Source organism: Cellulosimicrobium sp. G4 BAM 1002, assembly GCF_057126935.1.
In genome coordinates, this window is the sequence record NZ_CP182109.1 from 962,801 (window position 1) to 987,623 (window position 24,823).

Sequence of the window (24,823 nt, forward strand, 5' to 3'; positions counted from 1 at the left end):
GCTCGAGCGGCACGGCTCAGTGGCCATGGTCGACGATGTCCCCGTGCCCGCCCCAGACCAGGGTGCGCAGGATCGACTCCGCCACGACCCGCTCATCGACGCCCCGGCGGTCCGCGGTCGAGCGCAGCGCCGCCCGGGCGTCGTCCTGCGTTCCCCCGTTCGTCTCCATGATCGCTCCGACGGCCTGCTCGACGGCCACGGCGTCCGACATCGACCGGTAGAGGCCTGCCGCGGCGTCGTCGACCTCCGCGAACTGCAGGTGCAGCCTCACGCCTGCCGCCACGAGGCGCGCGTAGGCGTCCGCGACGCCGGGAAGATCGTCCGGCCACCGGCCTGGTGCACGGGAGTACAGGTTGAGCGCGATCGCGACCCCCGGTGCGACCTGGGCGGGCACGGCGAGGGCCTTGACGAAGCCTTCGTGCGTGGTCTGCTCGCGCCAGCTCGTCCAACGGGTCTCGTGCGCCACGTGCGGCACGTCCAGCTGGTCCTGGGCGACCATCGCGTCGATGCACGGCCCTGCGTCCGCCCGGGCCTCGGCCTGGTCGCAGCGCGCGGAGCCGGCGTCGCTGCTCCCGCCGCGCAGCGTGAGCCCGTGCTCGCGCACCGTGATCGACGCCTCGACGTCCTCGCCCAGGACCCCCGCGGCACGTTCGGCGTACTCCTGCAGGTAGCTCGAGAGAGCCATCGGTCCGCGTCCCGTCCGACGGCGAACCGCCAGTGGTGAGCCTGCCGAGGCAGCGGATCTGCCGGGCCGCTCTGTGCCGGAACCACGTGATCGCCCCGAACCTTCAGCCTACGCCTGCGCCGCCCACGTGCGGGTCGCCCCGGGGCCGCGTCGACGCCTTCTCGCCGCGACGTCAGACCGGGCTCACGACCCGTGCGGCGTGGGCGGCCGGGACGACGAGCGTCGTCAGGCTCGGGTGCCACAGCGGGGTCGTGTGCCAGCCGAGGGTCAGCCGCTCGCCCGGACGGCCCGTCGCGACGAGGCGGTGGGGCGAGGTCGGCAGCACCACGTGGAGCTCGACCCTCCCGTCCGGCAGGGCGCGGGCGCGTGCCGAGGCCACGAGCACGGGGTCGACGACCGGGCCGGCATCGGGCCCGGAGCCCTCCGCGGGGTACGGCCAGGGCAGGACGCGCGTCGTCCACGAGTGCTCCGCCACCGGGACCTGCTGCCCGCCGACGTCGACGCGCCACGCGAAGGGCGACCCCGCACGGGCGGCGTGGAGCGTCCACGGCACCGGGCTGATGACGTCCTGCGGCGTGGGACACGGGTCGAGCTCACGGTCGAGGGGACCCGGCCAGGCGTCGAGCCGCGCGAGCCGGTCGGCGAGGCGCGCCCCGGCCCCGGGGCCGGGCGGGAGTGTCGTCGCGTCGTCGACGCGTTCGACGAACGCCCAGATCGCGTCGAGCGTCGACTGCGTGTCGCGCGTCGACCCGCGGTAGCCGATCGCGAGCGCGCGCTCCGGGACGGCGATCGCGAACTGCCCGTACGCGCCGTCTGCCCGGAACCCGTGGCGGCTCGACCACACCTGGTACCCGTAGCCACGCGACCAGTCGGGCGGCTCCCCGCCGGGCACCCCGGCGGCGCCGCCGTGCACGGCCGTGTCCGACCACGGCACGCGCATCTCGTCCAGCCACGCGGGCGGGACCACCTGGACGCCGTCGTACCGTCCGCCGTCGGCCAGCGCGACGGCGAGGCGGCCCAGCGCGGGCGTCGTGACGTGCAGGCCGGAGAACCCCTGGTCGAGGCCGTCGATCGGCACCCACCACGGGTGCTCGACGCGCAGCGGGTCGAGCACGCGGGGGCGAAGGTAGTCGAGCAGCCGCTCGCCCGTGACCGCGGTGACGATCGCCGAGAGCGCGCGCGAGGCCGGTGAGCTGTAGACGAAGTGCTCGCCCGGGACGTGCTCGGGCGGTGTCGCGAGCAGGCGCGGGAGGTCGAACCCGATCTCGGCGAGCTGCTGCGCCGAGTGACCGGTGCTCATGGTCAGCAGGTGCTTCACGGTGAGCCCGGTCGGGTCGTGCAGCCCGAGCAGCTTCCCCGCGAGGTCGTCGACGGCGAGCCGGCCCTCGTCCACGAGGTGCCCGACGGCGATCGCCGTGAACGTCTTCGAGACCGAGTAGACCAGGCCGGGCAGCCCGGCGTCGTGCGGCGCCCACGACGCCTCGACCACGGGCACGCCGTGGCGTGCGACGACGAGGCCGTGCGGGTCGAGCCCGCCTCCCTCGAGGGCGTCGAGGAGCTCGAGCACCGCGGCGGTCGGGATGCCGTGAGCCTCGGGCGCCGCCGCGGACGGGTCGGTCATGCGTGCGTTCCTCCGGTGCTCGACAGGGTGCTCAGTAGATCGTGCGGCCGCGCGCGTCCGGAACACCGGACTTGCGCAGGAAGTACGCGCACACCTGGTCGCGCCACTCCCGGGCCGATCGCCGTTGCTCCGCGAGCCGTTCCGCGACGCGTGCGAACACCGCGTCGTCGACGGCGCCGCGCAGCCCGTCCCAGGTGCGGGCGTACTCCTCGGCGCGCTCGGCGCCCGCGAAGTGGGTGTCGTACACGTGCTGGACCACGGTCGTGCCGTCGTGCAGCACGTGACCGTACGGCACGTGGTGGAAGAACAGCAGCAGCTCGTCGGGACAGGTCGCGAGCGACTCGTACACCTCGCGCCACGGCTCCGGGTACTGACCGGTGTAGCCGGTGCCCGTCGCGCGCGTGCGGTCGACGCCGACGCCGTCGCGGTCCGCGAAGTGGTACGTGCCCCACGGCGTGTACTCGTAGCCGTCGACCGACGGCCCGTAGTGGTGGCCCGGGGCGACCATGAACCCCACGCCGAGCGGTGCCGTGTACGACTCGTAGGTGCGCCAGGAGTCGTCGAGGACGGCGTGCAGTGCGTCCCGCACGCGCGGGTCCACCGAGTCCTCGCCCGGGCGCGGCACCTCGCGCGCGAACGTCAGGGAGACCCACTCGTCGAGCACGTCGCGCGCGTCGAGCGTCGGGTCCCACGCGAGGCGGCCGAACGCGTACAGGTTGGCCTGCGCGAACGGGTGACCCGTCCAGAACGGGTCGTCCCCGACGTTCGACACGGCGGCGATGCCCCCGCCCCGCGCGGCCACGACCGACGGCGACACGCCCGGCCCCGCCCCCGCGACGACGTCGGACACCGTGGGTGACGCGACGTCCCCGTGGGCGCCCGCGGCCGTCGGGCCCCAGGGCCGGAACGCCAGGATCTCGCTCCACCACGGGCCGAGGTAGCACGCGTGCCGCTGCTGGCCCGTGTACTCCTGCGTCACCTGCAGCTCGACCGCCAGGCGCGTGCCCGGCATCGCCGCCAGCACGGGAGAGACGGGCTCGCGCGTCTGGAAGTCCATCGGCCCGTGCTTGACCTGCACCACGACGTTGTCGTCGAACCGGCCGTCGAGCGGCGCGAAGTGGTCGTACGCCGCGCGCGCCCGGTCCGTCGACCGGTCCCGCCAGTCCTGCGTGTGGTTGTACACGAACGCGCGCCAGTGCACCGTCCCGCCGAACGGGGCGAGCGCCCGCGCGAGCAGGTTCGCGCCGTCGGCGTGGTCTCGCCCGTACGCGAACGGGCCCGGCTGGCCCTCCGAGTCCGCCTTGACGACGAACCCGCCGAAGTCGGGGACCACCTCGTACACGTGGGCGGCGGCGTCGGCCCACCAGGCCTGGACGTCCGGGTCGAGCGGGTCCGCCGTCGCGAGCCCCCCGAGCACGATCGGTGACGCGAAGCTCACCGACAGGTGCACCCGGATGCCCCACGGCCGGAACGCCGCCGCGATCCGCGCGACGTCGGGCAGGTCGTCCGTGAGCAGCCGCGCCTCGCGGGCGTGCACGTTGACGTTGTTGATCGCGACCCGGTTCACGCCCGTCGCGGCGAGCAGCCGCGCGTACTGCTCGACGCGCGACAGGTCCTCCCGGACCTTCCCGTCCGCGTAGAAGATCGAGCCGCCCGAGTAGCCGCGCTCGACCTGGCCCATGACGGGGTGGACGTCGACGTTGTCCCAGTGGTCGAGCATCCGGAGCGCGTGCTGGGGCTCGTGGCGTTCGCTGCCGGGGGCCAGACCCTCCACGACCCGCCGCCGCCGCCCGGCATCGCGCCTTGCAGCGTGCGTCGCCCTGATCGTCGTGGCCGTCGTGGCCGTCAGCGTGCCCGTCCGGACCACGTGGAACCAGGCGTGGAGGAGGGCGGCGTCGCCGTCCGCCTCGATCGTCGTCGCGGTGTCGTCGCGGGTGAGCGTGAAGCCCTCGGCTGCCGCGGTGCTCTCCGAGCCGGTGTCATGGAGTGCGAGGTCGGCGGGGCCGCCGTCGGTGACGAGGGTCGCGCCCGCGCGGCGGGCCTCCGCGCGGACGGTGCCGGCGAGCGGGCCCTCGCCGACCACGCGGACGGTGCAGCCGCGCAGGAAGGCGGTCGCGGCGTCGGGCAGCCAGGCGGGGTGCACCGCAGGGCGCGCGGACGGGTGGTCCGGGATGGTCACGGAGGTCTCTCCTCGGGGACGGTTCGAGCGTGAGTGCATGAAACAGTCGCGCGAGCGGGCCTTCGCGGCGACTGTTTCACGCACTCAGCGGGGGGCGGGGTAGGAGGCCTTCGGGAGGTGGTAGGCCAGGTCGACGGCGGTCTCGAGGGCCTCGTCGAGGTCGAGACGGTGCTCGGCGACCAGGCGGGCGAGGTGGCCGGCGTCGATCCGGCGCGCGAGGTCGTGGCGGGCCGGGATGGAGCAGAACGCGCGCGTGTCGTCGACGAACCCGCTCGTGTTGTAGAAGCCCGCGGTGTCGGTCGCGGCCTCGCGGAAGCGGCGCATCCCGTCGGGCGTGTCGAGGAACCACCAGGGCGCGCCCAGGCGCAGCGCGGGGTACACGCCGGCGAGCGGGGCGAGCTCGCGCGAGAACGACGTCTCGTCGACCGTGAACGCGATCATCCGGAAGCCGGGGTGGTGGCCGAACGCCTCGAGCACCGGCCGCAGCGCCCGGACGTACTCGGTCTGCTCGGGGATGTCGTAACCCTTGTCGGGGCCGTAGGCCGCCGCGACCCCGGAGCAGTGGTCGCGCAGCACGCCCGGGTGGAGCTGCATGACGAGCCCGTCCTCCGCGGACATCGCCGCCATCTGGAAGAGCATGTGCGCGGAGAACGCCTGCGCCTGCGCGGCCGTGACCTCGCCCCGGAGCGCGGCGTCGAGGATGCGGGCCGCGTCGGCGGCGTCGAGCGGCGTCGTGTCGGCACGGAGGTGTCCGTGGTCCGTGGCGCGCGCGCCCGCGGCGACGAACGCGGCACGGCGCGCACGCAGCGCGTCGAGGTAGGTCCGGTAGTCGACGACGTCGGTGCCCGCCGCGGCGCCGAGCTCGGCCACCTGGGCGGCCCAGTCGCCGCGGTCCACGTGCAGGAGCGGGTCCGGGCGGAACGTCGGCACGACGCGCTCGCCCCAGCCGTCCGCGGCGAGGCGCGCGTGGTCGGCGAGCGGGGACTGCGCGGGGTCGGTCGTCGCGAGGAGCTCGAGGTTGAACCGCTCGAACAGCGCGCGGGGGCGGAACTCCGGGCGCGCGAGGCGGTCGACGAGGTGGTCGTAGAGCGCGTCGGCCGTCTCCGCGGAAGGCTTGACCGGGGCCTCGAAGACGTCGACGAGCGCGTGCTCGGTCCAGTAGCGCGTGGGCGTCCCGCGGAACAGGTGCCACCCGGCGCAGAAACGGCGCCAGATCTCGCACGGGTCGGTCTCGGCCGGCGCGGTGCCCGCGGGAGCCCCGGGCACCGGCGCGACCCCGAGGTCCTGGATCCCCCCGACACCGGGGGCACCGTGAGGTGACGTGCTCTGCGCGACGAGCATGCGCACGAGGTAGTGGTCGGGCGTGACGAACAGCTCGGCAGGGTTGCCGAAGGGGGTGTCGTCGGCGAACAGGGCGACGTCGACGTGGCCGTGCATCGACACGATCGGCAGCGCACGGGTCGCCGCGTGGATCTCCCGCGCGATCGGGCGCAGCACGGGGTCGGCCGGCAACGCGCGGTCGGGATGCAGCGACCACGGTGCCGTCGCGGTGGTCGGTTCACGGTGCGCCGTGCTCGTCACGGGATCCTCCTGATGCGTCGTTGCGAACGTTTGCATCCTACGCCACCGGAGATGTCCCTGGGTCGACGACCATGTGCCTACAATCGTTTGCACGGTCCGTCGGGGACCGCAGCACGAGGAGGCAAGCCGTGGTCACCGTCCGGGACGTCGCCCGCGAGAGCGGGGTGTCGATCTCCACCGTCTCGCGTGCCCTCGCGGAGCCCGACCGCGTCGCGCCCGAGACCCGTGACCGCGTCGTCGCGGTCGCGACGCGGCTCGGCTACCGGCCCAACCGCGCGGCGAGCGGGCTGCGGGCCGGGCGCACCGGGGCGCTCGGGCTCGTCGTGCCCGACCTCGAGAACCCGTACTTCGCGTCCGTCACCAAGGGCGTGCAGGCCCGGGCGCGCCAGACCGGCCACGCCGTGTTCGTCGTCGACGCGGGGGAGGACCCGGAGCTCGAGACCGAGCTCGTCACGGGGCTGGCCGCGCAGACCGACGGGCTCGTGCTGTGCTCCCCGCGGGCCGCCACGGCCGACCTGGACGCGGCGCGCGGCGCACCCGTGGTCCTCGTGAACCTCCGCGTCGACGGCGTCCCGTCCGTCTCGTCGGACGACCCGCACGGCGTCGTGCTCGCCGTCGAGCACCTGCGCGCGCTCGGGCACCGGCGTGTCGCGTACGTGGGCGGACCCGAGCGGTCGTGGTCGGACGCACGCCGTCGGGCCGGGCTCGAGGCCGTGCACGAGCGCTACCCCGACGTCGAGACGGTCGCCCTCGGGTCGTTCCGCCCCCGTGTGGACGGCGGGCGCGCGGCCGCCGACCTCGTCGTCGCGTCCGGCGCGACGGCGGTCCTCGCGTACAACGACCTCGTCGCCCTCGGCCTCGTGACGCGCCTGCGTGAGCGTGGCGTGTCCGTCCCGCAGGACCTGAGCGTCGTCGGCTTCGACGACACGTTCGTCGCGACCCTCGCGTCGCCTGCCCTCACGACGGTCCGCACCGACCTCGCGCAGCTCGGCGCGCGCGCCGTCGACCGCCTCGTCGCCGCCCTGGGCCCCCGCCGCCAGGCCGCCCCGACGGGCGCCGCCCGGACCGGCACGGCCCCGACGGGCACGGCCGAGGGACCGCTCGAGGCCGACGAGCTCCCCGTGGAGCTCGTGGTCCGCGACTCCACCACGATTGCTCCGCCCGCGAGGTAGTACCGCGGTCCACCGAGGTAGAACCGTGGTCCCGCGAGGTAGAACCGTGGTCTGCCGAGGTAGAACTGCGGTCCGACGACGGCCGGACCGTGCGCGCGCCGGCGCGCTGTGACCGTACCGAGCCTCGGGTGCGCGCCTGGGCTCGTTGCGACGATGCGGTTCCGGCCGGTCGAGCATGCGGTTGTCGCCCGTCAGGCGCCCAGGACGAGCCCCAACGACATGCTCGGCACGACACCGGGGTCGCGCCCGGGTGAGTACGAACCGGGGCGAGACGACGCCGGAGGGGTGGGTGGGGGCGCCGCGTCGTGGTCGGGCCTGGCGGGAGCCTCGAGGAACGAGCGGCGGATGGTAGACGCGGCGCCCCCACCCACCCCGACACCCAAGCCGACCCGACCGCCGTCGGGCATGGCGACCAGGGTTCTACTTCGCGGGACCACGGTTCTACCTCGGCGGCGGGTGACACGGCGGACCCGGGGCGGGTCCCACGTGGTGCGTGGGAACCGCCCCGGGTCCTGGAACCGGGCGGTCAGCCGCAGGTGGGCTGGCCGTGCTCCGGTGTCGCGACGGTCTCCCGCTCGTCGGAGCTGTCGGACGGTCGAGCGGTGACGGTCACGGATCCGGCCGCCGGGTCGGCGTCACGCACGGCGAACGACTGGTAGGCGTTCTTGCCGGGAGCGACGTCGGTGAACGTCTTGGACCCGTACGGCGTGTCGAGGACGACGTCCAGCGGGACGGTGTCGTCGTTGAGCGCGCGCACCGCGACGTACGGCGTGCCCGCGAGGCACCGGACCTCGGCGGTCGCGGTGACCGCGACCTCCTCCTGCCCGGGCTCCTCCACGCTGGGGAGGCGCTCGATCCAGACGTTGCGGAACCGGGGGTTGAGGCCGGGGTCGCCGTGGTCCTGGAGCTTGATGTACCCCGACGTCGGGCCTTCGTTCTTGCCGTTGCCGGTCTTCCCGTCCACGGCGACGTCGTCGTGCACGACCTGCCCGTTCCACACCAGGGTGATGCGGGCGTCCTCGGTCTTGACGCCGTCGGGGCCGAAGCGCGCACCCCGGAACTCGAGGTCGTACGTCTGCCACGTGCCCATGGGGGTCGCGGCGTTCACGTCGGGCGCCTTCTTGAGGTAGATCGACCCGGCGTCGTTGGTCTTGGGCGGGTCGATGCCGAAGGACTCGAGCACCTGCACCTCGTAGCGCTCCTGGATGTAGACGCCGCTGTTGCCGCGGGCCTGGCCCGTGACGTCGGGGGCGTGCTCGGGCTGGAACCACTCGACGTGCATCCGGAAGTCGTCGAACTTCTCCCGGGTGCGGATGTCGCCGCCGAGGGACTCGAACGAGCCGTCCGCGATCGGCCACGTCGCCGGCCCACCGCCGTTGACGGCGGCCCACGCGTCGAGGTCGTCGCCGTCGAACAGGGTGATGCGCTCGTTCGGGGTGACGGTGAGGCTGTCGAGGTTGACGTGACCGATGTCGTCGTCGTCGTGCCGGATCGTGATGGTGTTCGCGCCCTCGCGCAGCGGCACGGTCTCCACCTGCGTGGCCCACGTGGACCAGCTCACGGTGCTGTCGAACCAGACCTGCTTGAGCTTCTCGCCGTTGACGTAGAGGCTCAGGTTCCTCGGCAGCGGTGCGGGGTCGCTGTTCTGGCCGTTCGCGTAGCGGATCGCGAGGTCGTGCAGGCCGGCCTCCTCGGTGCGGACGGCGAACGTCGTCTGGGCGCCCGGCTCCCAGTTGCGGTCGACGAACCCGGAGCCCGAGTAGCCGGCGTGGTTGCTGTTCCAGCCGGCGCCGCCGGAGATGTCGGCGCCCTCCGCCTCGTAGACCGGCGGGGCGACCGAGCCGTCCGGCAGGCGCGTGAGGGTGTACCAGGCCTCGGTGCTCCACAGCTCCTGGCCGCTCTCGGAGGCGAACGGGCGCGGGGAGTGCACGTTGACGACGCGGCCGGGCTTGAGCCCGTCGATCTGCAGCGTGACGGTCTTCCGGTCCTCCGACACCGTCGCGGCGGTGACGCCGAGGTCCTCCTCGTCGACCTTCGGGCCGCCGTACTGCGGGGTCGCGACGTAGCGCCACTGTGCGGCGGTGTACTTCGACGCGAGGTCCTGCGCCGTCTCCTCGGAGAGCGGCTGCGTGTACTCGATCTCGAAGCCGCCCTCGACGGCGCGCATCGCGAGCATGTCGAACGCGTCGTTGCCGTCGTAGGTGAGCTTCTGCAGGCCGTAGGAGAGCTTGCCCGCCTGGCCCCAGTTGCCCGACCAGCCGATCCCGCCGACGTAGATCGCGCCGTCGGGGCCGACGCTCGTCCGGCTGACGCCGGACTCGAGGCCCTGCGTCATCCGGAAGACCGCGCCCTGCTCCTGGCCCGCGACGTCCTCGAGGTACGCGCGCTGGAGGCCGCCGTACGTCACGTCGCCGATCGCCAGCTGCCCGGCGAACACGCCCTCGGTCAGCACGACCGGGTTGCTCGGGGAGTTCGAGATCTCGCTGTGGGGCATCCACAGGACCGGCTCGGTGACAGGCTGGTCGTCGTACGGGCCGTCGGGGTTGGTGAAGTGGTTGTAGAACGCTCCCTCCTCCACGCGCACGAGCTTCGACGTGGGGATGCGGACGCCCTGGTTGTCGGTGACGTACATGCCGCCGTCGGCTCCCCAGCCCAGCCCGTTCGGGGTGCGCAGGCCGCCCGCGACGTACTCGACCTCGCCGGTGTCCTTGCTGATCTTCATGACCGACCCGCGGTTCTCCGCGAGCTGCGGGTCGAGCGAGTTGCCGCCCGGCACCATCGCGATGCCGGTGGTGACGTAGAAATACCCGTCCTCGTAGAGCAGGCCGAACGCGAACTCGTGGTAGTTGCCACCGAACGGCCAGGTCGCGATCGTGTCGTACTCGTCGGCGACATCGTCGCCGTCCGTGTCGACGAGGGCGGTCAGGCCGTCCTTCTCGGAGACGTAGATCGTGCCGTCGACGTACTTCAGGCCCATCGGCTCCGTGAGGCCCTCGGCGACCTGGGTGTAGGTCACCTCGTCGGCGCCGGTGTCTCCCGTGACGTGGTCGACCAGGTACACGGCGCCGAGCTGCGTCAGTCGGTCGCCGCCCCACGTGGAGATGGCGAGACGGCCGTCGGGCAGCCAGTCCATGCCCGTCACCTGGGGCTGGAAGCCCTCGGGCCGCAGGTCCGTGAGCGTGTAGTCGGGGTGGACCTCGGTGAGGGGGAGCCCGTCGCCGGGGGCCTCGGTGACGCCCTCGCACTGCTTGCGGCCGGGCGAGGTGACGCGCGTGACGTCGGCGTCGGTGCTCAGCACGGAGCTCGGGACGACGACGTAGCCCGTCGCGCCCGGCGGTCGCCACTCGAGCTTGAGCCGCTGGTCGAACTCGCCGTCGAAGTGGTCGATGCGCAGCGCGCGGTAGCCCGCCTCGAGCTCGATCGACCCTTCCTTGGGCGTCGCGCCGTGGCGGCCCGGGTGGTCGACCACCAGCTCGTCGTCCAGCAGCAGGCGCGCGCCGTCGTCGTTCGTGATCCGGAAGTCGTACGTGCCGGCCTCGGGGACGTTCAGGTACCCCGTCACCTCGGTGACGAACTTGTCCGTGAGGCCGAAGTCGGCCGCCGTGGTCCAGTCGATGGTCGGCATGATCTTGTCGACGTTGGGCGTCTGCCCGGGCTTGAGCGTGCAGTAGTCGTCGAGGATGACCTGCACGTCGAAGACGCGCAGGGTCACCCCGGGTTCCTGCGGCCGGATGTCGGCCTGCACGGTGGCCGGCACGTCGGCCTGCATCGCGGCCTGCGCCGAGAGCGTGCCGAACGGTACGGCCAGCGCGACGAGCGCGGCGACGGTCGTGCGCCGTCTCCGTCTGCGGTGCCGGGTGCGTGGGGGTCTTGCGTCGAACGAGGTGAGTTCCATCAGCCTGCCTCTCCGTCGAGGGCCTTGCGTGTGGGGAGTGCACGGGGTGCGCATCGGTGCGCTGCCTCGTCACTATCGGGCGGTGCGACGGCCACGGGCAACGAGTTGCCACTTGTTGCAGCAGTCGCCCGGATCAGCCGCGGCGGCTGGTCGAGGCCCGCTCCACGAGCTTCGCGGGGAGCAGGGTCGGCCCGGCGGCTGGTGCGGGCGAGGTGCGCAGCTGCGCGAGGAGCCTCTGGACGGCGAACGACCCGAAGTGGCGCAACGGCGCAGCCACGGTCGTCAGTGGTGGGGAGCAGAAGTCCGAGCCGAAGATGTTGTCGAACCCGATGATGCTCATGTCCCGCGGGACCTCCACACCGAGGCGCCGCAGGCCGCGCATCGCGCCGATCGCGATGAGGTCGTTGTAGGCGACGGCGGCGGTGGCGGAGTGCCTGACCAGCGTCTTCGCGGCCGACAGGCCGCCGGCGAGGGTCGGCGCGTACGGGCCGAGCCGACGAGCCTGCAGGGACACCTCGCGCGTCGCCTCGCGGAAGGCGCGCCAGCGCATGCCGTCGGCCCACGACGCCTCGGGACCGGCGAGGTAGGCGAGGCTCGTGTGCCCGAGGCCGGCCAGGTGCTCGACGGCGCTGCGCATCCCCTGGGCGTTGTCCGTCAGGACGCTGGGGACGTCGGTCATCAGGCGGTTCATGACGACGGTGGGGCGCTGCTTGGCGGCGACCCGGATCGAGGAGTCCGAGAGCCGGGACGTCGCGAGGATCATGCCCTCCACGAGGGGCAGCGTGCGGTCGAGGGCCTGGCGCTCCGCCTCGTCGGACTCGTGGGCGTCGACCATGAGGAGCGTGTACCCGGCGTCGCGCGCCGTCTTCTCCGCCCCGCGGATGATCTCGAAGAAGAAGGGGTTGGTCACGTCCGCCACGACGATGCCGAGGAGCGACGTCCGGCCCGTCGGCAGGCCGCGCGCGAGCGGGTTCGTCCGGTAGCCGAGCTCGCTCGCGACCTGGCGGATGCGCTCCGCGGTCTCCGCGTTGACACGGCCGGGGCGCGAGAACGCGCGCGAGACGGTCGAGGCCGCCACGCCGGCCGCCTCGGCCACGTCGTAGATCGTCGGGCTGGCACCATTGCCGGCTGAGGTCATGCGCTCGGACTGTAACGGTCGTGACAGCGCCGGACAACAACCGCTTGCGGCTCGGCGCGCGCCGGCGTGCGGCGAAGGCAAGTGATGGCAACTGCTTGACGCCCCCTGCCGCACGCCCTCCAATGGCAACCGTGATCAGGCGCGCAGACGCGCCCCTGCCTGTCCCGACGGCGAGTCGGCCGCGGGCCTCGGGGCCCCCCGGTACGACGACGGTCGACGAGCTCGTCCGGGCAGTAACCGCCCGGATCGCCACGGTGGGCGACGGGGGCCGCCTGGGCGTCGTCTTCTCGGGCGACGAGAGCTCGCAGGTCCTGCTCGGCCTGACGGTCGCCGCCCTCGGACGGTCGCGCGTCGTGGCCCTCGTGGACGCCGCGGGCGCCGCCACGCCGACCGAGCGCTGCGCCGCCGTGCAGGTCGCGAACGGGCTCGGCGCGCCGGCGTTCGACCTGGGCGGGGATGCGGTCGACGAGGTGGTCCGGGCGCTCGACCTGTGCGCCGCGGTCGTCGTCGAGGACGCGCACCGCCCCGACAGGCTGGCCGCCGTCGTCCCGCTCTCGCTGGCGGGGCTCGACCTCGCGGCCCTCGGGATCGCGGGCCCGACGCCGGACCGGTCGCGGGCGGGCGAGGACGCCGTCCAGGTCGAGGCGGCCGAGAGCGAGCTGCGCCGGCTCGGTCTCGAGGAGCTCCGTGTGCACCACCACGGCGAGCTCGCCCGGTTGGAGGCACCGCACACCGAGGTGGCGGCCGTGGCCGCCGAGCCTCTGCGCGGCGAGGTCCTGCGGGCCGTCCGCTCGGCGGGGTTCCGTCGTGTCGCGCTCGACCTCGGCGCCCTCGCGGACCCGCGCGAGGCCTGAGCCCTCGCTCGACCGGCGCCCGACAGGGCGCCGACGTGGCCCCGAGCATGGCAACCGGTGGCAACCGGCGCCGCCTCGCGCCAGGTGCGCGCGACCGCGTCGCGGACCTGCCGGAGGCGGACAGGTGCAACAAGTGGCAACTCGTTGTTCCGGTCGCGACCAGCCCCCTACTGTCCATGCAGACGCACCGAGAACGAGCTCCGTGCGCAGTTCCTCGACACGCCTCCCTCGGACCCGAACCCCTCGCAGAGGCCGCCGACGACGGCGCGGGTCGCTCCCGGGGAGGCACGACGAGAAAGGGAGGCACGACGTGTGGACGCTCTCGGGCTTCGCGGACGAGATCTCGCCTGATCTCGAGACGCAGTGCGTGGTGGCGACCGAGCTCGGTCTGCGGTTCGTCGAGCTCCGCAGCGCCTGGGACACCAACGTCCTCGACCTCGACGACGAGCAGCTCCTCCGGGCCGAGCGCCTGCTGGGCCGGTACGACCTGCGGGTGTCGAGCATCGGGTCGCCGATCGGGAAGATCTTCGTCGACGAGGACTTCGACGCCCACCTCGCACGGATGCGGCACGCCGCTCGCGTCGCGCAGCGGCTCCAGGCCCCGTACGTCCGGGTCTTCTCGTTCTTCGTACGGCCCGGGACCGATCCCGACGCGTGGCGCGATGTCGTGCTGCAGCGCATGACGGCGCTCGCGGACGTGGCGCGCGAGGCCGACGTCGTGCTGGTCCACGAGAACGAGAAGGACATCTACGGGGACACCCCGCGGCGCTGCCTGGACGTCGTGGAGTCGGTCGGCTCGTCCCACCTGCGGCTCGCCTGGGACTCGGCGAACTTCGTGCAGGTCGGCGTGCGCCCCTTCACGGACGGCTACGCGCTGCTGCGCCCGCACCTGGAGTACGTGCAGGTGAAGGACGCGCTGAGCGCCACCGGGCAGGTCGTCCCGGCGGGTCGCGGCGACGGGCAGCTCGTAGAGACGGTCCGGGCCCTGCGTGACGACGGGTTCGACGGCTTCTTCTCGCTCGAGCCGCACCTGAGCGCGGCCCACAGCCTCGGCGGATTCTCCGGACCGGAGCTCTTCACCGAGGCCTGGGAGGCCTTCACGACAATCCTCGCCGCCGAGGGGGTGCCGTCCCGATGACGGACGCACCGACCCCGGACGGACCCCCGAGCACCAGGACGACCACCATGGAGGACAGTGCGATGACGACTGCCCAGGACGTACGACCCGCCCGCCCGGCGCCGCCGACCACGACCCGCGCCGCGCGGCCCGGGACGGGCGCCCGGACCACGACGTCGTTCCGCGGCCGGGTGGTCGCGCTCGCCTCCGCGGCGTGGCGGCCCGCCCTCGTGCTCCTCGTCCTGTTCGGCGTCTGGTGGTTCGTCGCGTGGCGCGAGCTCGTCCCGGCGTACCTCGTCCCGTCACCGGGCGCGGTGTGGGAGACCATGGTCGAGGACTGGGCCATGCTGGCCGAGCACACCTGGGTGACCACGATGGAGACGGTGGTCGGGTTCGTGCTCGCCGCCGTGATCGGCGTCGCGACGGCGGTCCTCCTCGTCTACTCGCCGACCGCGGAGAAGTCGCTGTACCCGCTCATCCTCTTCGCCCAGGTCATCCCCAAGATCGCCATCGCCCCGATCCTCGTGGTCTGGTTCGGGTTCGGTGCCGCGCCGAAGATCATCCTCGCGGTGCTCATCGCGTTCTTCCCCGTCGTGGTCTCGGCGGTCGCCGGCCTGCGGTCGATCGACCCCGAGCTGCTCGAGATGTCGGCGACGATGGGCGCCTCGCGCTGGAAGACGTTCCGCAAGATCCGGTTCCCCGGCTCGCTCCCGCAGCTGATGTCCGGGCTCAAGGTCGCCGTCACGCTCGCGGTGGTCGGCGCCGTCGTCGGCGAGTTCGTCGGGGCCGACCGCGGCCTCGGGTACGTGCTGCTCCTCGCGAGCGGGAACCTCGACGCGCCGCTCCTGTTCGCGGACCTCATCCTCATGTCGCTCATCGGCGTCGTGCTCTTCCTCCTGGTCGAGCTGCTGGAGCGCCTCCTCATCCCGTGGCACGCGTCCCGCCGGGGCAACGTCGTCCTCGCGTCCTCCTGACGGACGCCGCGACACCTCAGATCCGCACCGATTTTCTCCCGCCGCCTCGACGACGAGGCGGCACGAGCAGAAGGGCACTTCCCATGCGCGGTGGAAAGTTCGCAGTCTCGCTGGCGCTCGCCGGCGTCGTGGTGGCAGGGACGACGGCCTGCGGGCAGTCGGCCGACCCCTCCGGGACCGGGGGCGGGGAGGGGGACGGCGGGCCGACCGAGGTCACGGTCACCCTCAACTGGGTGCCCTACGGGGAGCACGCGCCGTTCTACCTCGGGGTCGAGCAGGGGATCTTCGAGGAGGAGGGCATCGACCTCACGATCCAGCCGGGCAACGGCTCCGGCAACACGGTCCAGCAGGTCGCCCAGCGCAACACCGACTTCGGGTGGGCCGACACGCCGCCCCTGGCGAACGCGATCGCCTCGGGCATGCCGGTGCGCAGCGTCGGCGTCTTCCTGCAGACCGGCCCGAGCTCCGTCGAGTTCTTCGCCGACCAGGGCATCACCGAGCCCTCGGACCTCGTCGGCAAGACGGTCGGCGGGACGCCCGGCGACGCGATGTACGGCACGTTCCCCGCGTGGCTGGAGATCAACGGGGTCGACCCGGCGGACGTCACGGTGGTCAACGTCGACGCGGCGGGCAAGATCGCCGCGCTGATCGAGGGCAAGGTCGACGCCATCCAGGGCTTCCACCACGACCAGGCGCCGACGATCGAGAACCAGACCGGGGAGGAGGTCGACGCGCTGCCGTTCGCCGACTTCGGCATGAACCTGCTCGGGACGGGCCTGGTGGCGAACGAGGCCCTCATCGCGGACGACCCGGAGCTCGTGGAGGCGATGGTGCGCGCGACGTCGCGGTCGTTCCTCGCCGCGGCCGAGGACCCCGACGCGGCGGTCGCCGCCATGGCCGCCGGCGCCGAGCAGGCTCCCGCCGAGGAGGTCCTTGCGGCGCAGCTCGCGGCGACGATCGAGCTCCTCAACCTCGACGGCGCACCGGCGCCGGGCGTCAACACCGAGGAGCAGTGGACCGACACGCTGACGTTCCTGTCCGAGAACACCGACTTCGACGGCGGCACCACGCCCGCGGACTTCTGGGACGCCTCGTTCGGGGCGGACCTGTGACCGCCGCGACCGCGCTCGACGCGCGTGCGGACGCGCTCGACACCGAGCCCATCATCGAGGTCCGGGACGTGACGAAGCGCTTCTCCTCGAAGCGGTCGGAGACGGTGGCGCTCGACGACGTCTCGTTGACCGTCCGGCCCGGGGAGTTCGTGACGATCGTGGGGCCGTCGGGCTGCGGCAAGTCCACGCTCCTCAAGATCGTCGCCGGCCTGACGGCCTACACCGAGGGGGAGGTGCGGCTGTACGGCGAGCGCGTGACGCGGCCCCAGCGGGAGATCGGGTTCGCGTTCCAGCGCTCGGCGCTGCTCGAGTGGCGTGGCGTGCGCAAGAACATCCTGCTCCAGGCGGAGATGCGGGGGATGGACCGGCGTCGGGCGCAGGAGCGCGTGGACGAGCTCATCGCCCTCACCGGGCTCACGGGCTTCGAGAAGGCGCTGCCGCACGAGCTGTCCGGGGGGATGCAGCAGCGCGTCGCGCTGTGCCGGGCACTGCTGCACGAGCCGCGGGTCCTGCTCATGGACGAGCCGTTCGGCGCGCTCGACGCGCTGACGCGCGAGCAGATGAACATCGAGATGAACCGGATCTGGCGAGAGACGGGCACGACGGTCGTGCTCGTCACCCACTCCGTCCCCGAGGCGGTGTTCCTGGGGAGCCGGATCGTCGTCATGAGCGCGCGCCCCGGGCGGATCGTCGAGATCCTCGAGCCCGGCCTGCCCGACGAGCGCGACTACGGGACGACGCTCGTCGACCCCCGCTTCACGGGTGCCGCCGAGCGGCTGCGCGACCTGCTCGGCGCCAGCCACGTCGCCGAGTGACGGGCATGGGCACCCGGGCGGTCGGCGTCGGGCTCGTGGGCAGGGGCAGCATCGGCGCCCTGCACGCGAGGGCCCTGCACGAGCTGGAGCCCCGTGCGCGCCTCGTGGTGCACAGCGGAGGGACCGGTGGGTTGACGCCCGACGAGGTGATCCATCACGAGGACGTGGACGTGGTGGCGATCTGCTCGCCGAGCGGGACCCACGCCCGTCTGGCTCTGGCGGCGCTCGAGGCGGGCCGCCACGTCGTGGTCGAGAAGCCGCTCGCCGTGACGGTCGAGGACGCTCAGCGCGTCGAGAGCGCCGCGCGCGAGCGGGGTCTGCTGGTCTCGATGATCTCCCAGCGGCGCTTCGAGCCCCAGCACGAGGCGCTCCGGCGCGTGCTCGACGACGGCGCCCTCGGCGAGCTGCGGCTCGCCACCACGCACGTGCACTGGTACCGCGACGACGACTACTACGCGGCCGCCGCGTGGCGGTCGTCGGCGGCCCAGGGCGGGGGGTCGCTGATGAACCAGGGCGTGCACAACGTCGACCTCCTGCGCTGGCTGTGCGGGCCGGTCGAGTCGGTCACCGCGCAGTCCGGGACGCTCGCTCGCGCGTACGGCGTCGAGGACACCACCGTCGCGACGCTGCGGTTCGCGTCCGGGGCGCTGGGCGTCGTCACGACGACGACCGCGACGCCGCCGGGGTTCCCCGCGACCGTGACCCTCCACGGGTCGCGCGGGACGGTCGAGCTCGCGCAGGACGAGGTGCTCCGCTGGGACGTGCCCGGTGTGCCGGCACCGGCCTCGGGGAGCGCGGCCGGAGGGGCCGCGGACCCGCTCGCCATCGGGCACGCCGGTCACCTCGCCCAGTGGCGACTGGTCCTCGACGCCCTGGAGGGCTCGGCGCCGGCTCCCGTAGGAGCGGTCGACGCGGTGGAGACCGTTCGGCTCCTGTGCGCGATCCAGGAGGCGGCCGCGACCGGTCGGGTCGTCCGGCCGGCCGACCTCGCCGTGCTGCCGACCCGGTGAGGGCTCACGGCCCGCACAGACCCGAGAGGTGCGAGCCTGCGAACGTTTTCAGCGATGGCTCGACAGCCAGCACAACAGTGCCGTGGCTAGGGATACAATCGTTTGCACGGCCGGTCCACGGCCCACAGACCCGCAGGAGGCCAGCGTGACCGCCCCGACCGCCACCCCGACCCCTCCCGACGTCACGACAGCCGGCGCGCCGGCTGCGCGCCTGCACCGTGAGGCGGTGCCGGCGATCCCGCCCGCGCCCGCCCGGCCGACGCAGGTCGGCATCGTCCACCTCGGGATCGGCGCGTTCCACCGCGCGCACCAGGCCGTCGCGACGGAGGACGCCGCGAACGCCACGGGCGACACGCGGTGGGGCATCCTCGGCGTGACGCAACGCTCGGCATCGGTCCGGGACCAGCTCCGCCCGCAGGGCGGGGTGTACACCGTGCTCACCGTGGGCCCGGACGGCACGTCTCCGCGCGTCGTGGGGTCCGTGACCGACGTCGCCTGGCCGGCCGAGGAGACGCCGCGCGTCCTCGCGGCCCTCGCCGCCCCGACGACGCACGTCGTCACGCTCACGATCACGGAGAAGGGGTACGCGCGCGGGGCGGACGGACGGCTCGACGTCGGCGCCGTCGGTGCCGACCTCGACGTCCTCGCCGCCGAGGAGCGCGCGGGCGCTGCGGAGAGTGCGCACGCCGTGCCCGCGACCAGCGCCGTCGGGCTCCTCGTGCGCGGGCTCGCGGCGCGCCGTCGGGCTGGGGGAGGAGCGGTGACCGTGCTGAGCTGCGACAACCTCGCCGACAACGGGCACGTGCTCGGGCAGCTCGTGCGCGAGGCCGTCGACGCCGCGCTGCCGGGCCCCGAGGGCGACGCGCTGCGCGGATGGCTCGCGGCCGACACGGCGTTCCCGTGCAGCATGGTCGACCGGATCGTCCCGGCGACCACCGCCGCCCAGCGCGACGAGGTCGAGGCGCTGCTCGGCGCGCGCGACGAGGGCCTCGTCGTCGCGGAGCCGTTCCTCCAGTGGGTCATCGAGGACCGGTTCGCCGGCCCGCGACCGGCCTGGGAGCAGGGCGGCGCGACCTTCACGACGGACGTCGCGCCGTACGAGCGCGCCAAGCTGCGCCTGCTCAACGGCGCCCACTCCTACCTCGCCTACGCCGGGTCGCTCGCGGGGTACGCGACGATCGCCGAGGCGGTCGCCGACCCCGCGCTCGCCGCGGGCGCCAGCGCGCTGCAGACCGACGCGCTCGCCACGCTCGAGGCGCCCGACGGCGTCGACCTCGCGGCGTACGCGCAGGCGCTGCTCGACCGCTTCGCCAACCCCGCGACGGGGCACACGACGCGCCAGGTCGCGATGGACGGGACGCAGAAGATCCCGTTCCGCTGGGGCGCGACGCTCGCCGACCTCCTCGGTGAGGACCCCGCGGTGCTGCCGGGCGGCGTCGTCGCGGCGCTCGCGGCGTGGGCCGCGTACGTCGTCGCAGAGGTGCGCGCGGGCCGCGGCGTCGACGACCCGCGGGCCGACGAGCTCCGCGCCGTCGTCGACGACGCGGCGGACGACGCCGGGGCGGTGCGCGCGCTCGTGCGGCTCCCGGGCCTGCTGCCCGAGGTCACCGACCCGGCCGTGCTCGACCGGCTCGCCGACGCGGTGGTCGAGGTGGCAGCACCGTGAAGATGGGGTTCCGCTGGTACGGCGAGGGAAACGACACCGTCACGCTCGACCACGTCCGCCAGATCCCGGGCGTGGAGACGATCGTGTGGAGCCTGCACGGCAAGCAGGCTGGCGAGGTGTGGGAGCAGGCGGAGATCGACGCGGAGGTCGCGCGGATCACCGGCCTGACGGACGAGGCGCGCGCCCGGGGCGTCACGCGGACGTTCGACGCCGAGGTGGTCGAGTCCGTCAACGTGCACGAGTCGATCAAGCTCGGCAGGACCGTGCTCGGGCTGGGCCGCGACGAGGCGATCGAGAACTACGCGACCACGATCCGGCGCCTCGGCCGCGCCGGCGTGAAGGTCGTCTGCTACAACTTCATGCCGGTCTTCGACTGGCTGCGCACCGACCTGTGGCACCCGCTGCCCGACGGCTCGACCGCGCTGTTCTACGAGCAGGCCGTCGTGGACCGGATGTCTCCGCAGAGCCTCATCGCCGACATGGAGGCGAACACCCACGGGCTGACGCTGCCGGGCTGGGAGCCGGAGCGCCTCGCGAGCTTCGGCGAGCTGAACGCCGCCTACGAGGGCGTCACGCACGAGGACCTGTACCGGAACTACCGGTACTTCCTCGACGCGGTCGTCCCGGTGTGCGAGGAGGTCGACGTCAGGCTCGGCGTGCACCCCGACGACCCGCCGTTCGACGTCTTCGGGTGGCCGCGCGTCGTGTCGTCCAAGGACGACATCGCGCGGGTGCTCTCGCTCCACGACAGCCCGTACCACGGCCTGACGCTCTGCCTCGGCAGCTTCTCGGCGAACGCCGGGGCCGACGCCGTCGACGCGGTGCGCACCTTCATGGACCGGATCCACTTCACCCACGTGCGCAACATCAAGCACCTCGGCGGCGGCGACTTCACCGAGGTCGCGCACCGCGCGAGCGAGGGCAGCGTCGACACGACCGGGATCATGAAGGCGTACGCCGAGGCGGGCTACCAGGGCTATGTGCGCCCCGACCACGGCCGCCACCTCTGGGACGAGAACACGACCAACAAGCCCCGGCCCGGCTACGGCCTCTACGACCGGGCGCTCGGCATCCAGTACCTGCTCGGCGCCTGGGACGCGTTCCGCTACGAGGCCTGAGCGTCCTTCGCCTCGCCCCAGCCGTACCAGCGCTCGACCTCGATGAACGCGCTGACCCTCGGGTCGGTGCGGTTCGGGTAGGCATGGCCCGTGTAGTGCTGCGAGATGCGGTCGGTGTCCGCGAGGCCCTCGTCCGCGGTCAGCTCGACGACCCGGCCGATGAGCGTCACGTGCGTGTACCAGTTCTCGTCGAGCACGGTGAGCGAGACGCGCGGGTCGTTCCGCAGGTGCTTGAGGCGGACGCGGGACTCGTCCAGGTTGACGAGCACGCGCCCGTCGTCCTCCCAGACGTACCAGGTGGCAGCGGTCACGGGTGCGCCGTCGGACCGGACCGTCGCCATGACGGCGGCGTTCGGTCGGCGCAGCAGGTCGACGAGACGGGACGGCAGCGGGGGTCGGGACACGACGGCTCCTCGGACAGGGGGCGGGACGGTCCGACCGTACCGCCCCCGCCGGGCTGTCGCAGCGGTGCGGCCGTCTCGTCGAGCAGCCGCTCCATCGTCGGCGACCACTGTCTGGGTCACGGGTGACGCAACGGGATCAGCGCTGGGTGCAGATCGCTGAGGGAAGTGAACTTCAGCGATCGGGCCGGGGCGCTGGTGCGCCCCGGCCCTGACCACGTGCAGCGTCGAAGGCCGTCAGTCGAGCGTGCTCTCGCCGATCGCCGATCGTCGGCTGTGCGCGAGCAGGACTAGTGCGAGGACGAGGGCTGCTGCCCCCACGGCACCGATCGCTGCGGGCAGACCACCGAGAGCGGCGGCGATCCCGGTGGCGACGAGGGGAGCGAGGAACTGGCCGAGGTAGAAGGCCGAGTTCCACAGCCCGGACACACGGCCTCGTTGCTCGAACGGCTGGCGAGCGATGACCCAGACCACCAGGGTCGGCAAGAGCAGGCCGGACCCTACCGACGCGATCACTGCCCCGGTGACCACTGCTGCGAGGCCGCCCGGTGCGAGCCAGATGATCAGCATGCCGATGGACTGCAGGCCGAAGGCGGCGGGAAGCAGCCTCGCCGGGGTGAACCGTGCGACGCGCGGGAAGGTGAGGCCGCCGGCGGCCGTGGCCAGGGATGCCCCGGCCGCGACGGCACCGATGATCGCGGTGGACTGGGCATCGACTCCGGTACCCACCACGAGGTAGCTGATCTCTACGATGAGCACGTAGAACGTGATGCCGCCTGCCAGCGTGACGAGGAGGGGGACCGCGATCTCGCGCCAGGGGATGCGGGACAGCGTGAGTGATGTCGCGGCGGAGGCGGTCCGCTGGGCGGTGGGCTCCCAGAGGAGGAGCGCGACCGGGACGGCGATCACGAGACCCGCCGAGTAGATCCAGAAGGGTGTGTGCCAGCCGTTGGCGCCCAGCGCGCCACCGATGCCGATGAAGGCCGTTGCCGCCAGGGTCGTGGTGACTGCCTGCAGCCCGAGGTAGCGGTTCCTGCGCTTCTCGTCGGGGAAGTAGTCGACGATGAGCGCTGTCGCGACGGTCATGATCGCGGCCTCGCAGATGCCGAGAAGGACGCGGGTGACGAGGATGCTGGGCAGTCCGTCCATCAACGCGGGGGCGACGCCGACGACCGAGTAGACGACGAGCGCGCCCAGGAGGAGCTTCTTGCGTGCGATCCGGTCGGCGATCTGCCCGGCGAAGGGCGCGAAGAGGGCGATCATCAGGGCCGGGATGGCGACGATCATCGGCACGAGCACGGTCGCGCCAGGGGTGGTGGCGAAGTGCTCAGAGATCTGTGGAAGCACGGGGGTGATGAGGACAGATCCGAGCACGGGCATGCAGCTGGCAGCGAGAAGGGGCAGGGCTTGGGCTAGGCCTGCTGCGCGTGGAGTCGACGTGTGTCGTTCGACGACGTCGGTCATGAGATCTCCTTTGATCCTTGATGAAGGTGGTCGTGCTGCGTGCGTCTCGCCGTCGAGGCGCACGCCGCTGACGGGCGATTGGTCGGGAGATGAGGCGCCCGCCGGCGGTCGTGGGGAGCGACAAGGTCGCTGCCAGGTGGGTTCGTCTGAGCAGAGGGTCAGCCTTCAAGGAGCAGAGCGGCGCCCTGGCCGCCACCGCCGCAGAGCGCGACGCCCGCCCGCCCTCCCGTTCGGCGCAGGGTGTGCGCCGCGTGGACGACGAGTCGAGCGCCACTCGCTCCGAGCGGGTGTCCGAGGGAGAGTCCGCCGCCGTCGGTGTTGAGCCGCGGATCGGCTGGGTCGATGCCGAGGGCCAGCGCCGATGCGGCGACGACGGCGGCGAAGGCCTCGTTGATCTCGATCGTGGTGAGCTGGTCGGTGGTCCAGCCTTCGGCCTTGAGCGCGATCGTGAGCGCGCGGGCGGGCTGTTCGAGGAGCGTGTTGTCCGGTCCCGCTACTTCGACGTGCGCACGGAGCGAGGCGAGCACGGGCCATGCCTCCGCCCCGGCGCGAGCTCGGGTCGTGAGGACGACCGCTGCTGCGCCGTCGGACAGGGGAGAGGCGTTCCCGGCGGTGATGGTGCCGTCGGGCTCGAACGCCGGCGCGAGACGCGCCAGCGTGTCGCCCGTGGACTCCGGACGAACGCCTTCGTCGTCCGTGAGGAGGAGCTCGCCACGGCGGTGCGGGACGTGGACCGGGACGATCTCGGCGCGCAGGGTGCCGTCCGCGCGCGCCCGTGCCGCTCGGCGGTGAGAACGCACCGCGAGGGCGTCTTGGAGGACTCGGCCGATCGGCTGGCCGGCGATGCTGCGCTCTGTCAGCTCGCCCATGGATACTCCGTCGAACGCGTCGGTGAGGCCGTCGTGACGTGCGTGGTCGAGGAGCCCGACATCGCCGAAGGTGAATCCCGCCCGAGATCCGGGGAGGAGATGAGGAGCCCGGGTCATGGACTCCATCCCGCCTGCGACGACGACCTCTGCCTCGCCGAGCCGCAGCCACCGGGCCGCTTCGATGATCGCGGTGAGGCCCGAGAGGCACACCGTGTTGACCGTGACCGCACGGGCCTCCCAGCCGAGACCGGCGCGCAGCGCCACCTGACGGGCGGGGTTCTGACCGACGCCGGCCTGGAGGACCTGCCCCATCGCGACGCCGTCCACGACACGGGGGTTGACGTCGGCCTGGGCGAGTGCGCCGCGGAGAGCGATCGCGCCGAGCTCCGTGGCGGGTACGGGTGCGAGCTCGCCTCGCAGGCGCCCTTGTGGGGTGCGTGCCGCGCCGACGATGACGATCTCGTGCGCCCTGGGATCGCTCATGTGCGTACGGCCGCGGCAGCGAGACGCGTGAGGTCGCGGTCGACGAGGAACGCTGGTTCCGTCGACGTCCGCAGGTCGTCGACGGTGACGCCGGGCGCGAGCTCGCGCAGGATCAGCCCGCGCGGCGAGACGTCGAGCACGGCACGGTCGGTGATGATGCGGTCGACGACGCCCTGGGCCGTCAACGGCAGGTCGCACTCCTCGACGATCTTGGGTGCGCCGTCTCGGGTGAGGTGGTCCATGAGGACGACGACGCGGCGCGCACCGACGACGAGGTCCATCGCCCCTCCCATGCCCTTGACCATGGACCCGGGGATCTGCCAGTTGGCGAGGTCGCCGGACGCCGAGACCTGGAGCGCGCCCAGGATCGCCACGGCGATGTGCCCACCGCGGATCATGGTGAAGGACGTGACGGAGTCGAAGCAGCTCGCGCCGGGCTGCGTGGTGACCGTCTGCTTGCCGGCGTTGACGAGGTCGGGGTCCTCGTCCCCGTCGAACGGGAACGGGCCGATGCCGAGGAGTCCGTTCTCGCTCTGCAAGGTCACGCGGACGTCACTCGGCACGTGGCCGGCGACGAGCGTGGGGATGCCGATCCCGAGGTTGACGTAGTCGCCGTCACGAAGCTCGTGCGCGGCTCGGGCGGCCATCTGGTCACGGGTCCAGGGCACG

General features: G+C 73.0%; 19 protein-coding genes. 9 read left to right on the forward strand and 10 right to left on the reverse strand.

The features are described from left to right. Positions 1 to 16 precede the first annotated feature (16 nt). The 4 genes from ACMXGY_RS04485 to uxaC form a co-directional block, all read right to left on the reverse strand. A complete protein-coding gene (locus tag ACMXGY_RS04485; protein ID WP_483775687.1) occupies positions 17 to 685 on the reverse strand; it encodes an ANTAR domain-containing protein in 669 nt (222 codons plus the stop codon). Positions 686 to 857: 172 nt separating this feature from the next. Beyond that, positions 858 to 2,306 (reverse strand): serine hydrolase domain-containing protein, encoded by a 1,449-nt coding sequence (locus tag ACMXGY_RS04490; protein ID WP_483775688.1) that lies wholly within the window; start codon positions 2,304 to 2,306, stop codon positions 858 to 860. A 31-nt stretch (positions 2,307 to 2,337) separates the two neighbouring features. Beyond that, complete coding sequence (locus ACMXGY_RS04495; RefSeq protein WP_483775689.1) at positions 2,338 to 4,485, reverse strand: alpha-glucuronidase; 2,148 nt, start codon at positions 4,483 to 4,485, stop codon at positions 2,338 to 2,340. 84 nt (positions 4,486 to 4,569) lie between these two features. Next, positions 4,570 to 6,066, reverse strand: coding sequence for a glucuronate isomerase (gene uxaC / locus ACMXGY_RS04500; RefSeq protein ID WP_483775690.1), 1,497 nt, complete (start codon positions 6,064 to 6,066; stop codon positions 4,570 to 4,572). Between the two features lie 128 nt (positions 6,067 to 6,194). Here uxaC and ACMXGY_RS04505 point away from each other — a divergent pair, with 128 nt between their 5' ends. Then, positions 6,195 to 7,238 (forward strand): LacI family DNA-binding transcriptional regulator, encoded by a 1,044-nt coding sequence (locus ACMXGY_RS04505; protein ID WP_483775691.1) that lies wholly within the window; start codon positions 6,195 to 6,197, stop codon positions 7,236 to 7,238. Between the two features lie 526 nt (positions 7,239 to 7,764). On the opposite strand, the gene ACMXGY_RS04510 is transcribed toward ACMXGY_RS04505, so the two are convergent. Next, entirely contained in the window at positions 7,765 to 11,133 is a 3,369-nt protein-coding gene (locus ACMXGY_RS04510) for a 3-keto-alpha-glucoside-1,2-lyase-like domain-containing protein (RefSeq protein WP_483775692.1), read from the reverse strand. A 133-nt stretch (positions 11,134 to 11,266) separates the two neighbouring features. Continuing rightward, positions 11,267 to 12,271, reverse strand: coding sequence for a LacI family DNA-binding transcriptional regulator (locus ACMXGY_RS04515; RefSeq protein ID WP_483775693.1), 1,005 nt, complete (start codon positions 12,269 to 12,271; stop codon positions 11,267 to 11,269). 254 nt (positions 12,272 to 12,525) lie between these two features. Between ACMXGY_RS04515 and ACMXGY_RS04520 the strand changes: the two genes are divergently transcribed. The 8 genes from ACMXGY_RS04520 to uxuA all read left to right on the forward strand — a co-directional run bounded on the left by ACMXGY_RS04520 (position 12,526) and on the right by uxuA (position 20,937). After that, entirely contained in the window at positions 12,526 to 13,125 is a 600-nt protein-coding gene (locus ACMXGY_RS04520; RefSeq protein WP_483775694.1) for an adenine nucleotide alpha-hydrolase family protein, read from the forward strand. A gap of 310 nt (positions 13,126 to 13,435) precedes the next feature. Further along, positions 13,436 to 14,263, forward strand: coding sequence for a sugar phosphate isomerase/epimerase family protein (locus ACMXGY_RS04525; protein ID WP_483775695.1), 828 nt, complete (start codon positions 13,436 to 13,438; stop codon positions 14,261 to 14,263). A 62-nt stretch (positions 14,264 to 14,325) separates the two neighbouring features. Beyond that, entirely contained in the window at positions 14,326 to 15,216 is an 891-nt protein-coding gene (locus ACMXGY_RS04530; protein ID WP_483775696.1) for an ABC transporter permease, read from the forward strand. An 83-nt stretch (positions 15,217 to 15,299) separates the two neighbouring features. Continuing rightward, positions 15,300 to 16,328 (forward strand): ABC transporter substrate-binding protein, encoded by a 1,029-nt coding sequence (locus ACMXGY_RS04535; protein WP_483775697.1) that lies wholly within the window; start codon positions 15,300 to 15,302, stop codon positions 16,326 to 16,328. Next, on the forward strand, positions 16,325 to 17,143 hold the full coding sequence (locus ACMXGY_RS04540; protein WP_483775698.1) for an ABC transporter ATP-binding protein: 819 nt from the start codon (positions 16,325 to 16,327) through the stop codon (positions 17,141 to 17,143). Before ACMXGY_RS04535 ends, ACMXGY_RS04540 begins: the two co-directional genes overlap by 4 nt. A 5-nt stretch (positions 17,144 to 17,148) precedes the next feature. Then, on the forward strand, positions 17,149 to 18,153 hold the full coding sequence (locus ACMXGY_RS04545) for a Gfo/Idh/MocA family protein (protein WP_483775699.1): 1,005 nt from the start codon (positions 17,149 to 17,151) through the stop codon (positions 18,151 to 18,153). 145 nt (positions 18,154 to 18,298) lie between these two features. Then, positions 18,299 to 19,819, forward strand: coding sequence for a mannitol dehydrogenase family protein (locus tag ACMXGY_RS04550; RefSeq protein ID WP_483775700.1), 1,521 nt, complete (start codon positions 18,299 to 18,301; stop codon positions 19,817 to 19,819). A 2-nt stretch (positions 19,820 to 19,821) separates the two neighbouring features. Next, complete coding sequence (gene uxuA, locus ACMXGY_RS04555; protein ID WP_483776783.1) at positions 19,822 to 20,937, forward strand: mannonate dehydratase; 1,116 nt, start codon at positions 19,822 to 19,824, stop codon at positions 20,935 to 20,937. On the opposite strand, the gene ACMXGY_RS04560 is transcribed toward uxuA, so the two are convergent. The 4 genes from ACMXGY_RS04560 to ACMXGY_RS04575 all read right to left on the reverse strand — a co-directional run bounded on the left by ACMXGY_RS04560 (position 20,925) and on the right by ACMXGY_RS04575 (position 24,822). Then, positions 20,925 to 21,341, reverse strand: coding sequence for a PPOX class F420-dependent oxidoreductase (locus tag ACMXGY_RS04560; RefSeq protein ID WP_483775701.1), 417 nt, complete (start codon positions 21,339 to 21,341; stop codon positions 20,925 to 20,927). The genes uxuA and ACMXGY_RS04560 overlap by 13 nt on opposite strands. A gap of 234 nt (positions 21,342 to 21,575) precedes the next feature. Beyond that, entirely contained in the window at positions 21,576 to 22,802 is a 1,227-nt protein-coding gene (locus ACMXGY_RS04565; protein WP_483775702.1) for an MFS transporter, read from the reverse strand. 158 nt (positions 22,803 to 22,960) lie between these two features. Then, complete coding sequence (locus tag ACMXGY_RS04570) at positions 22,961 to 24,154, reverse strand: acetyl-CoA C-acyltransferase (RefSeq protein WP_483775703.1); 1,194 nt, start codon at positions 24,152 to 24,154, stop codon at positions 22,961 to 22,963. Beyond that, positions 24,151 to 24,822 (reverse strand): CoA transferase subunit B, encoded by a 672-nt coding sequence (locus ACMXGY_RS04575; protein WP_483775704.1) that lies wholly within the window; start codon positions 24,820 to 24,822, stop codon positions 24,151 to 24,153. Before ACMXGY_RS04575 ends, ACMXGY_RS04570 begins: the two co-directional genes overlap by 4 nt. Position 24,823 lies beyond the last annotated feature (1 nt).

Bases quoted from the DNA above. Each gene is read 5' to 3' on its own strand.
- ACMXGY_RS04485 (WP_483775687.1), bottom strand. From the start codon at position 685: ATGGCTCTCTCGAGCTACCTGCAGGAGTACGCCGAACGTGCCGCGGGG.
- ACMXGY_RS04490 (WP_483775688.1), bottom strand. From the start codon at position 2,306: ATGACCGACCCGTCCGCGGCGGCGCCCGAGGCTCACGGCATCCCGACC.
- ACMXGY_RS04510 (WP_483775692.1), bottom strand. From the start codon at position 11,133: ATGGAACTCACCTCGTTCGACGCAAGACCCCCACGCACCCGGCACCGC.
- ACMXGY_RS04515 (WP_483775693.1), bottom strand. From the start codon at position 12,271: ATGACCTCAGCCGGCAATGGTGCCAGCCCGACGATCTACGACGTGGCC.
- ACMXGY_RS04530 (WP_483775696.1), top strand. From the start codon at position 14,326: ATGACGACTGCCCAGGACGTACGACCCGCCCGCCCGGCGCCGCCGACC.
- ACMXGY_RS04535 (WP_483775697.1), top strand. From the start codon at position 15,300: ATGCGCGGTGGAAAGTTCGCAGTCTCGCTGGCGCTCGCCGGCGTCGTG.
- ACMXGY_RS04545 (WP_483775699.1), top strand. From the start codon at position 17,149: ATGGGCACCCGGGCGGTCGGCGTCGGGCTCGTGGGCAGGGGCAGCATC.
- uxuA (WP_483776783.1), top strand. From the start codon at position 19,822: ATGGGGTTCCGCTGGTACGGCGAGGGAAACGACACCGTCACGCTCGAC.
- ACMXGY_RS04565 (WP_483775702.1), bottom strand. From the start codon at position 22,802: ATGACCGACGTCGTCGAACGACACACGTCGACTCCACGCGCAGCAGGC.
- ACMXGY_RS04570 (WP_483775703.1), bottom strand. From the start codon at position 24,154: ATGAGCGATCCCAGGGCGCACGAGATCGTCATCGTCGGCGCGGCACGC.